Source organism: Streptomyces sp. NPDC045431, from assembly GCF_040646655.1.
In the GTDB taxonomy this organism is placed as follows: domain Bacteria; phylum Actinomycetota; class Actinomycetes; order Streptomycetales; family Streptomycetaceae; genus Streptomyces.
Genome location: NZ_JBEZAQ010000034.1, coordinates 24,603 through 34,654 on the forward strand (window position 1 = coordinate 24,603; position 10,052 = coordinate 34,654).

8 protein-coding genes, 1 tRNA gene and 1 pseudogene are annotated in these 10,052 nt (G+C 72.5%); 7 read left to right on the forward strand and 3 right to left on the reverse strand.

Annotation, left to right across the window (positions count from 1 at the left end; genetic code table 11):
• Positions 1-57 precede the first annotated feature (57 nt).
• From AB0A69_RS33315 to AB0A69_RS33345, 7 genes are all read left to right on the forward strand, one after another.
• Positions 58-1,170 carry a radical SAM protein gene (locus tag AB0A69_RS33315; protein ID WP_361429776.1) on the forward strand — a complete coding sequence of 371 codons (1,113 nt, stop codon included), beginning with the start codon at positions 58-60 and terminating at the stop codon, positions 1,168-1,170.
• 60 nt (positions 1,171-1,230) lie between these two features.
• Positions 1,231-1,476: an acyl carrier protein gene (locus tag AB0A69_RS33320; RefSeq protein ID WP_361429778.1), complete on the forward strand. Its 246-nt coding sequence runs from the start codon at positions 1,231-1,233 to the stop codon at positions 1,474-1,476.
• The gene (locus tag AB0A69_RS33325) at positions 1,469-2,683 is read left to right on the forward strand and encodes a beta-ketoacyl-[acyl-carrier-protein] synthase family protein (protein WP_361429780.1); all 1,215 of its coding nucleotides are present in this window, start codon (positions 1,469-1,471) and stop codon (positions 2,681-2,683) included. The genes AB0A69_RS33320 and AB0A69_RS33325 overlap by 8 nt, the downstream gene beginning before the upstream one ends.
• 21 nt (positions 2,684-2,704) lie before the next feature.
• Positions 2,705-3,517: an enoyl-ACP reductase FabI gene (fabI, locus tag AB0A69_RS33330; protein ID WP_361429782.1), complete on the forward strand. Its 813-nt coding sequence runs from the start codon at positions 2,705-2,707 to the stop codon at positions 3,515-3,517.
• Positions 3,514-4,455 (forward strand): beta-ketoacyl-ACP synthase 3, encoded by a 942-nt coding sequence (locus AB0A69_RS33335; RefSeq protein WP_361429784.1) that lies wholly within the window; start codon positions 3,514-3,516, stop codon positions 4,453-4,455. Before fabI ends, AB0A69_RS33335 begins: the two co-directional genes overlap by 4 nt.
• Positions 4,452-5,348 (forward strand): alpha/beta fold hydrolase, encoded by an 897-nt coding sequence (locus tag AB0A69_RS33340; protein ID WP_361429786.1) that lies wholly within the window; start codon positions 4,452-4,454, stop codon positions 5,346-5,348. The genes AB0A69_RS33335 and AB0A69_RS33340 overlap by 4 nt, the downstream gene beginning before the upstream one ends.
• Before the next feature lie 186 nt (positions 5,349-5,534).
• Complete coding sequence (locus AB0A69_RS33345) at positions 5,535-7,067, forward strand: long-chain fatty acid--CoA ligase (RefSeq protein ID WP_361429788.1); 1,533 nt, start codon at positions 5,535-5,537, stop codon at positions 7,065-7,067.
• A gap of 119 nt (positions 7,068-7,186) precedes the next feature.
• Here AB0A69_RS33345 and AB0A69_RS33350 read toward each other — a convergent pair.
• The 3 genes and pseudogenes from AB0A69_RS33350 to AB0A69_RS33360 all read right to left on the reverse strand — a co-directional run.
• Positions 7,187-7,259, reverse strand: a tRNA-Lys gene (locus AB0A69_RS33350).
• A 163-nt stretch (positions 7,260-7,422) separates the two neighbouring features.
• Positions 7,423-9,615 (reverse strand): DEAD/DEAH box helicase, encoded by a 2,193-nt coding sequence (locus AB0A69_RS33355; RefSeq protein ID WP_361429790.1) that lies wholly within the window; start codon positions 9,613-9,615, stop codon positions 7,423-7,425.
• 202 nt (positions 9,616-9,817) lie between these two features.
• A pseudogene (locus AB0A69_RS33360) lies at positions 9,818-10,052 on the reverse strand (hypothetical protein); the annotation flags it as partial.

The following is a 10,052-nucleotide window of genomic DNA, read 5'->3' on the forward strand; positions in this document are numbered from 1 at the left end:
AGGGGAGTGGCAACGACAGCACGTCTCTGAGATCCCGAGAACGAGGAGCACATCCCCATGGCGACACCGGTCACCATAGGCCAGCGCCCCCTTACCCGCAGGGAGGCCAAGGAGCGGACCGCCGCTCTGCTGGCGGAGCGGCCCGACCTGGCCGACCGGCTGCACCGTCTGCGCCGACTCGGACGTACCGTCCGCTCGTGCGAGGTGCACCTGACCAACACGTGCAACATCCGCTGCAAGGGCTGCTGGTACTTTGAAGGCGGCTTCGACACGGCGGTCAAGGAACTCTCCGACGTCGACAAGATCAAGGCGTTCGCGAGGAGGCTGCGCGACGACGGCGTCAACCAGGCGACGCTGATCGGCGGGGAACCCACGCTGGTCCTGCGCCGGGTGGAGGCGTTCGTCGAGGAGCTGCCGTACATCACCATCTCCACCAACGGGCTGCGCCCGATGCCCATGCAGGGCTTCGAGCACATCGCCGTGGCCGTCAGCATCTTCGGCGGCGGGCCGCTGGACGACGACCTGCGTGCCATCCGCGTCAACGGGTCGAAGTTCACCGGCCTGTTCGACACGGCGCTCTCCCACTACCGCGACGACCCCCGGGTGCTGTTCATCTTCGCGCTCTCCGAGGCCGGCCTGCAGCATCTGGAGCCGACGGTCCGGAAGATCGCGGACAACGGCAACATCGTCACCTTCAACTTCTACAGCGAGCACGGCTCCGACCACCCGATCCAGATCGAGAACGAGCGCCGGGTGCTGGAAGAGGCGCTGCGGGTCAAGGAGCTGTACCCGGAGACGGTGGTGAGCCACCCGTACTTCATCCGCACCCTCATCACCGGCACCTCCCACTGGGGCGCCCGGTTCGGCTACGACGTCTGCCCGAGCCTGAGCGTGGACCACCCGGACCATGAGGAGCGCGTCGCCAACGGCAACCCGGTGATCCCCGGCTTCGCGGCCTGGGGCGCCGACTACGAGACGCTCCAGTTCTGCTGCACCTCCGGCGACTGCGGCGGCTGCCGGGACAGCCAGGCCGTCTACAGCTGGCTGGTGGTCAGCGCCAGCCGGTTCCTGGACAGCGCGGAGCGGCTGGAGGAGTGGCTGGACATCGCGGAGAGCTACTGGCGGCAGTGGCACTGGTCCCCGCTCCACGCCACCAAGGTCGCGGCGTAGCCCGCGAAGCCGACGGCACGCAACCCCCACGACGTCCCGCACGAGGAGGGCACATCACCCATGCTTGATCACGCCGCGATCGAGAAGTTCATCCACGAGGCGCTGGTGGAACTCGGTGTCGACGACGGGGACATCCGCCCCGACGCCGCGCTCGACGACCTGGAGATCGACTCGCTCGACATGGTCGAACTGGCGCAGGCCATCAAGAAGGACCTGCAGGTCCCGGTGAAACCGAAGGACTTCGACGGGCTCGACACCGTCGGCCAGATACTCGAGCTCTGCTACGTGAAGGCCGGACTTGAGTGACGCCGTGACGGGGGCGGTGGTGACCGGCTTCGGCGCGGTCACCCCGCTCGGCGTCGGCGCCGACGTGCTGCACGAGCGGGCCGTCGCCGGGGAGAGCGGGCTGCACGACGGGCTCGGTACCTGTGACGGTTTCCGCGCCACCGACCACCTCTCCCGTCACCTCGTGCGCCGCACCGACCGGTTCACGCAGTTCACGCTGGTGGCGGCGGAGGAGGCGCTGACGCGCGCCGGCTGGACACCCGGGGCCGCGCCGTACGACGCCGGGCGCGTCGCCTGCGTCATCGGCTGCGGCCTCGGCGGAACGGCCAGCTTCGAGGCACAGGGCCCGGTCCTCGCCGAGCAGGGCGCCGAGTACGTCTCGGCGCTCATGGTGCCGCAGATGATGGCCAACGCCGCCGCCGCGCACCTGTCGATGCGGTACGGCTTCCGGGGCGAGTCGCTGTGCGTGGCGTCCGCGTGCAGCAGCGGCGCGCAGGCCATCGGTACGGGGCTGCGGCTGCTGGCGGCCGGCGCGGCGGACGCCGTGGTGGTGGGCGGCGCCGAAGCGTCGACGTCGGAGCTCGTCAGCGCCGCCTTCCGCAACGCCGGGGCGCTCTCGCCCACCGGCCGCTGCCGGCCGTTCGACGCGGAGCGCGACGGCTTCGTCATCGGGGAGGGCGCCGGCGTCCTCGTCCTGGAGACGGCCGCCGGAGCCGCCCGGCGCGGCGCCGGGGTCCTCGGCGTCGTACGGGGCTACGGCGCCACCTCCGACGCCCACCACCTCACCGCCCCCGAGCCCGGCGGCGGCCCCGCCGCCGAGGCCGTCTCCCAGGCGCTGCGCCACGCCGGGACGGCTCCCGGGGAGCTGGACTACGTCAACGCCCACGGCACCGGCACCCTGCTCAACGACCGGCTGGAGTGCGAGGCCCTGCGCCTCGCCCTCGGCGGCGACACCCTGGCCGGCATCCCGGTGTCGTCCAGCAAAGGCGGCATCGGGCACCTCTTCGGCGCGGCCGGAGCGGTGGAGGCCATCGTCACCTTGCAGGCGCTGCGCCACGCCGTCGCACCCCCGACCGCCGGCCTCCGGCAGCCGGACGAGCGGCTCGGCGGGCTCGACCTGATCCGGACGGCACGCGAGCTGCCCGGCGGCGACCGGCCGCGGGTGGGCCTGTCCACGTCGTTCGGTTTCGGCGGCCACAACGCGGCGCTCGTCCTTTCCACCCCCTGACCGACGAAAGGCCACAGCGTGATGCTCGGCTTCGCAGGACGCCGCTATCTCGTGACCGGGGTCCTCAACGACGACTCCATCGCCTGGCACACCGCCAAGGCCCTCCAGGAGGCGGGCGCGGAGGTCCTGCTGACCGGGTTCGGCCGGACGCGGCGGATCACCGAGGCCGCGGCGGCCGGGCTGCCGCACCCCACGGACGTCCTGGAGCTGGACGTCACCCGGCCGGACGACCTCACCCGGCTGGCCAAGGAGCTGGAGGTCCGATGGGGTGCGGTCGACGGCGTCCTGCACGCGATCGCCGCCGCCCCGCAGTCCGCACTGAGCGGCAACTTCCTCACCACCCCCGTGGAGAGCGCCACGCACGCCCTCCACACGGCGGCCGTCTCCCTGCACGGGCTCACCGCCGCACTCGCCCCCCTGCTGGCCAGGAAGCGCGGCAGCGTCGTCGGGCTGGACTTCGACTCCACCGGCGCCTGGCCCGGCTACGACTGGATGGGCGTCAGCAAGGCCGCCCTCGGCGCCGTCTGCCGCTACCTCGCCCTCTACCTCGGGGACAGCGGCATCCGGGTCAACCTCGTCGCCGCCGGACCCGTGGAGACGGTGGCGGGGTCGGCCATCAGCACCTTCGACGCCATCGCCGACCGGTGGGAGCAGGAGGCGCCGCTCGGCTGGGACCGCGCGGACGTCCAGCGCCTCACCGGGCCCGTCCTCTTCCTGCTCTCCGATCTCGCCGCCGCCGTCACCGGCGAGATCGTGCACGCCGACGGCGGAATGCACGCCGTCCGCATGGGCGTGGGCGGCGGCCGGACCTCCGGGAAGGAGACCGCACGATGACAGCGGCGATCACCGGTATCGGGGCGGCGCTGCCCGAACGCGCCGTGCCGAACAGCCACTTCGAGGCGATCGGTTCGTCGGACGAATGGATCGTCAAGCGGACGGGGATCAGGGAACGCCGCTTCCTGCCCGAGGAGGGCCGGCTCGCCGACCTCGCCGTCACCGCCGCCCGGACGGCGCTGCGGCAGGCCGGGCGGGACGCCGCCGACCTGAGCCACGTCGTCGTCGCGACGACCACCCCCGACCGGACGACGCCCGGGCTGGCGGTGGAGGTGGCCGCACGGCTCGGCACACCGCAGGCCGCCGCCTTCGACCTGCACGCGGCCTGCGCCGGATTCGTCTACGCGCTGGACCACGGGACGGCGCTGATAGAGTCCGGGCGGGCGGAGGCCGTCCTCGTCTGCGGGGCGGAGGCGCTGACCCGCATCACCGACGCCCAGGACCGCTCGACGGCCGTCCTGCTCGGCGACGGCGCCGGTGCCGTGGTCCTCGCCGACCTCCCGGACGCCCCCGTCGCGCCCGCCTTCCACCTCGCCTCCGACGGCGAGCAGATCCCCCTGCTCTTCGCCGACCGCCATGACCGCAAACTCCGCATGAACGGCCCCGAGATCTTCGTCCACGCCGTGGAGAAGATGAGCGACGCGGCCCGACGGGTACTGGAGCGACGCCACCTGACCTGCGACGACGTCGACCTCTTCGTCGCCCACCAGGCCAACGCCCGCATCGTGAGGGCCGTCGGCAAGGAGATCGGGGTGCCACCCGAGAAGCTGTTCCTCAACGTCGACCGGGTGGCCAACACCTCGTCGGCGTCCATCCCCATCGCCCTGACCCACGCCCAGGAGGCCGGCCGGCTCGGGCCGTCCGGGGTGCTGGGCGTGGCGGCCTTCGGCGCGGGGATCACCTGGGGTGCCGGTGTGCTCGGCTGGCGGCTGGGATGAGCGCCAAGCAACCCCGCCTGCCGCTGCTGGGCGAGATCACGGCCCCCGACGGCGCGCGGCTCACCGTACGCGTACGGGCGCGGGACGACGACGCCGGTGCGCCCGTCATCGTCCTGCTGCCCGCAATGGGGACGCCCGCGCGGAACTACCTCCCGCTCGTACGGGCGCTGCACCGGCGCGGCATGACGGTGGTGACGACGGACCTGCGCGGGCAGGGCGAGAGTGTGCCCGTGCCCGCGCGCGGCGTCCGGTTCGGCTACCGCGACATCGTCGAGCACGACATCGGGGCCGTGCTCGACGTCGTCGACGCCGCGTACCCCACGGCACCGCGGCTGCTGCTCGGGCACAGTCTGGGCGGGCAGCTGGGGCTGGTGCACTGCGGGCTGTTCCAACCCGCGCGGCTCGACGGCGTCGTGCTCGTCGCCAGCGGCTCCGCCTGGTACCGGGCACTGGGGCGCGACGGCGCACGATGGCTGGTACGGAGTCAGCTCAGCGCCCTGGGGGCCGGGATACTCGGGTACTGGCCGGGGGAGCGGTTCGGATTCGGCGGCCGGGAAACGGCGCGGCTCATGCGGGACTGGGCCCGCCAGATGCGTACCGGCCGCTACACCGTCCCCGGGGCACGGGTGGACTACGAGCGGGCGCTGCGGGCGGTGACGCTGCCCGTCCTCGCCGTCGACGTCGAGAACGACACCATGGCGCCACCGACCGCCGTGGACCATCTGTGCGCCAAGATGCCCGCCGCCCGGGTCGAACGCCTCCACTACGCGTGCGCCGACGCGGGCGGCCGCCCGCTGGACCACTTCCGCTGGATACGGCACCACGGCGGCCTCGTCGAACACATCGGGGCCTGGGCGGAGCGAGTCGTCCTCGCCTCCGACCGTGCGGCCTGATGCCGGGCGGCCCACCCGGGCGAGCGCTGCCACCGCGACGCCCTGCCGACGGCCGCGATCGCCCTGAGCCGCCGATGCCCGTTCGTCCTCGACCCGCCGTACGGGAACGCCGTGCGGGAACCGCCGTACGAGAACCGCCATACGCGAACCGCCGCACTGGAACCGCCGCACTGGAGGATGACCCCGATGCAGCCCGAGCCTGCCCCCGACCCCGGCACCGTCCCCGCCCTCCTGGCCCGCGCGGCCGCCGCGTACCCCGGCCGCCCGGCCCTGCGGTTCGACGGCGACGAGCTGACGTTCGCCGAGCTGGACGACCTCAGCTCCCGTGCCGCCGCCCGGCTCCGCGCCCTGGGCACGGCACCGGGCGACCGCGTCGCCGTCCTGCTCCCCAACACCCCCCTCTTCGCGGTGTTGTACTACGGCATCCTCCGCGCCGGGGCGATCGTCGTGCCCATGAACCCGCTGTTGAAGGCCGGGGAGATCGAGCACTGCCTGAACGACGCGGGAGCGGCCCTCCTCTTCGCCTGGCACCAGGACGGGGACGAAGCGGCTGAAGGCGCCCGCCGGGCCGGCACCCCGCGCATCGTGGTCGAACCGGAGGCGTTCCTCGCCACGCTGCGCACCCACCTCCCGTCGGCCCACGACGAGCCGCGCTCACCCGCGGACTCCGCCGTCGTCCTGTACACCTCCGGAACCACCGGCAAGCCCAAGGGCGCCGAACTCACCCACCACAACCTGCGCCGCAACATCGACGAGGGCGCACGCGTGCTGCGCCTCGGTCCCGCCGACGTCATCTTCGGCGGGCTGCCGCTCTTCCACTCCTTCGGACAGGTCATGGGGCTGAACTGCGCGGTGTCGGTGGGCGCCTGCCTCACCCTGCTGGCCCGCTTCACACCGGCAGCCGCCTTCTCCGTGATCCAACGGGACCGGGTGACCGTCCTCCTGGGAGTCCCCACGATGTACACGCTGATGCTGCGGCTGGCGGAGAGCCCCGAGTCGGGCCCGTACGACCTCTCCACCCTGCGCGTCGGCCTGTGCGGCGGCTCCCCACTGCCCGTGGAGGTGCTGCACGGGTTCGAGAAGGTGTTCGGCTGCGCCGTACTGGAGGGGTACGGGCTCTCGGAGTCGTCGCCGCTCGCCTGCGTGAACCGCCTCGACCGTGAGCGCGTCGCCGGCACGGTCGGCATCCCCGTCGACGGCGTCGAGATGCGCGTCGTCGACCGCGAGGGCGGGGAAGTGCCCGACGGCGAGGTGGGCGAGATCGTCATCCGCGGGCACAACGTCATGCGGGGCTACTGGCGCCGTCCGCGGGAGACCGCGGAGACGGTACGGAACGGCTGGCTGCACACCGGTGACCTCGGCACCCGGGACGCCCGCGGGGACTTCCGGATCGTGGACCGCATCAAGGACCTGGTCATCCGCGGCGGGTACAACGTCTATCCGCGCGAGGTGGAGGAGGTGCTCTACGCCCATCCAGCGGTCGCGGAGGCGGCGGTCCTCGGCGTCCCGCACCCCGTCCACGGCCAGGAGGTCGCCGCCGCCGTGGTGCTGCGTGACGGAGCGTCCGCCACACCCGACGAACTGCTCGGCTTCGTCCGTGAGCGCGTCGCACCCTTCAAGTACCCGCGCATCGTGTGGATCGCCGACTTCCTGCCGAAGGGCCCCACCGGCAAGATCCTCAAACGGGAGATCGTCCGGCCCGACCCGGCCACCGGCTGAGAAACATGCACGCCCCATCTGCGGCCACCGGATCGGGATCCAGAGGCCGCAGATGGGGCGTTCCGCCGCCCTGTCCCGCGTCCTCGCAGGTCAGGGCATTTTCGGCGGTACATCGACGGTAGGCCGTGTGGGACTCGAACCCACAACCAACGGATTAAAAGTCCGCTGCTCTGCCAATTGAGCTAACGGCCCGTAACCCGCAGCATAGCCCGGGCGCGGAGCGTCATGCCGAGCATAGTCCCCCCGCGTCGGGGAGCCGATCGAGTATCGGCCCTCCCCCGCGATGCGGAACGGGCCCGTACGGCACCGGAGTGCTGTACGGGCCCGTCTCAGGCGCGTGGATCAGGCGTACGGATCAGCCGTTGCGCTTCCAGCGCGGCTTGTCGTCGCGGCGGAAGCCACCGCTGGACGGACGGTCGTTGTCCCGACGGAAGCCACCGCTGGACGGACGGTCGTCGCGACGGTCGCGGTTGAACGGGCGGTCGCTGCCACGGTGGCCGCCGGAGGGGCGGTCGTCGCGACGGAAGCCACCGCTGGAGGGACGGTCGTTGTCCCGACGGAAGCCACCCGACGGACGGTCGTTGTCGCGGCGCTCGAAGGAACGGCCACCACGGTCGTCACGGTCGCGGTTGAACCCACCACGGTCGTCACGGTCACGGCGGAAGCCGCCGGAGGGACGGTCGTTGTCGCGACGGAAGCCACCGCTGGAGGGACGGTCGTTGTCCCGACGGAAACCACCCGACGGACGGTCGTTGTCCCGGCGGAAGCCGCCGCCGGAGGGACGGTCGTTGTCCCGGCGGAAGCCACCGGACGGACGGTCGTTGTCGCGGCGCTCGAAGGAACGGCCACCACGGTCGTCACGGTCGCGGTTGAACCCACCACGGTCACCGCGGTCACCGCGGTCGTCACGGTCGCGGCGCTGGAAGTTGCCCCGCTCGTCGCGGCGCTGGAAGCCACCCTCGCGGCGGTCGTCACGACGGTCGTCGCGGCGGTCGTCACGGTCGCGGCGCTCGTCGCGCGGCTGCTCCGGTACGGAGAGGGCGGCGGCCACCTCGGCGAGCTCGGCCTCCGCGGCCTCCGTCACCTCGGCGACGGCGGCCTCGGGGTCCTCGCCGCGCTCGCGGGCGGCGCGGGCCACCAGGCGGTCGGCCTCCTCGCGCAGCTCGGCGGCACGGCGCTGCACGCGCTCCAGCTGCTTGGTGAGCTCGGCGACCTCGCGCTCGGCCTGCTTGGCGGCGTTGTTGGCGGAGTCGGCCTGCACCTCGGTCAGCGACCGGGCGCCGGTGATCTCGGCCACCTCCGGGTCGAAGGCGCCGGCGCCGCCGACGATGTGGCGCGAGGCGTCGACGCCCGCGTCCTCCATCAGGCGGAAGATCTGGCGCCGCTGGTGCGGCAGGGCCAGCGAGACCACCACGCCGGACTTGCCCGCACGGGCCGTACGACCCGAGCGGTGCAGGTAGTCCTTGTGGTCACCGGCCGGGTCCACGTTCAGGACCAGGTCGATGCCGTCGACGTGGATACCGCGCGCGGCGACGTCGGTGGCGACGAGCGCGTTGACGTAACCGTCCTTGAAGTCGGCCAGGGTGCGCGTACGGGCGCCCTGCGTCATGCCGCCGTGGAGCGCGTCGGCCTTCACGCCGGCCTCGCGCAGCTGCTCCGCGATGCGGTCGGCGCCCAGCTGGGTGCGGACGAAGATGATGGTGCGGCCCTTGCGCGCGGCGATCGCGGCGGTGACCGGCGCCTTGTCCTTCGGCTTCACGACGAGGACGTGGTGCGTCATGGTCGTGACGTTGCCCTGGGCGCTGTCGACCTCGTGGACCACCGGGTCGGTCAGGTACCGCTTGACCAGCGTGGCGATCTCGTTCTCCATCGTCGCGGAGAAGAGCAGGCGCTGGCCGCCGGCCGGCACCTGGTCGAGCAGCTCGGTGACCTCGGGCAGGAAGCCCAGGTCCGCCATCTGGTCGGCCTCGTCGAGGACGGCGACCTGGACGGCCTCCAGGGAGCAGGCGCCGCGGTTGATGACGTCGCGCAGGCGGCCCGGGGTGGCGACGAGGATGTCGACGCCGCGCTCCAGCGCGTAGATCTGGTTGCCCATGGACGTACCGCCGCAGACGACCTTCATCTTGAGGCCGAGCACGTCGCCGTACGGCTGGAGGGCGTCCGCGACCTGCATCGCGAGCTCACGGGTGGGCGTGAGGATGACGCCGCGGGGCTTCTTCTTGTCGGTGTGACCGCCGGCCAGGGCGGCGAGCAGCGGCAGACCGAAGGAGAGGGTCTTGCCGGAGCCGGTGCGGCCGCGGCCGAGGATGTCCTTGCCGGCCAGGGCGTCCGGGATGGTCGCGGCCTGGATCGGGAAGGGGGTGGTCACGCCGTTCTGCGCGAGCTTGCGGACGACACCCTCGGGCAGACCGAGGTCCGCGAAGGTGATGGTCGGCTCGTCGTCGGCGACGACGTCCGCGAGGACGTCGGTCTCGACGGCCTCTACGGCCTCGACGAGCGCCTCGTCGGCCTCGGGCAGGACAGCGTGGTCAGAACTGAAAATGGACATGCGAAATGCGAAACCTTCCGGAGTCTCGGCACGCGCCCGTCAACTCCGTGTTTCGCAATTCGACCGCCTCGATGCGGTCAGCCACGGCTGGGAGTACGCGCCACACGCGGCGCGCTTCTGTCGGCGCCGGGCAAATGGGAAATGGGATCAAACGATCTACCACCATACGCACCTACCCCCCTCTGACGCAAACCGACCCCTCTCAGGCGGGCGCGACCTGCGGCGATGCATACGGCTCGGCCGACCAGTCCGGCGCCCGCAGCGCCTGCGTCCGGGTCGTGTCCGCCGCCGGCGACGCGGACGGCGAGTCGGACGGCTTCGGGCCCGGGCCGGGGTCCGTGGGCGGGTCGGCGGCATGAGCGAGGACACCCTCGCCGAGGACACGGACATCACCATGGCCATCCACCGCGACGGCTGGCACGTCGTGTACGCGGAGA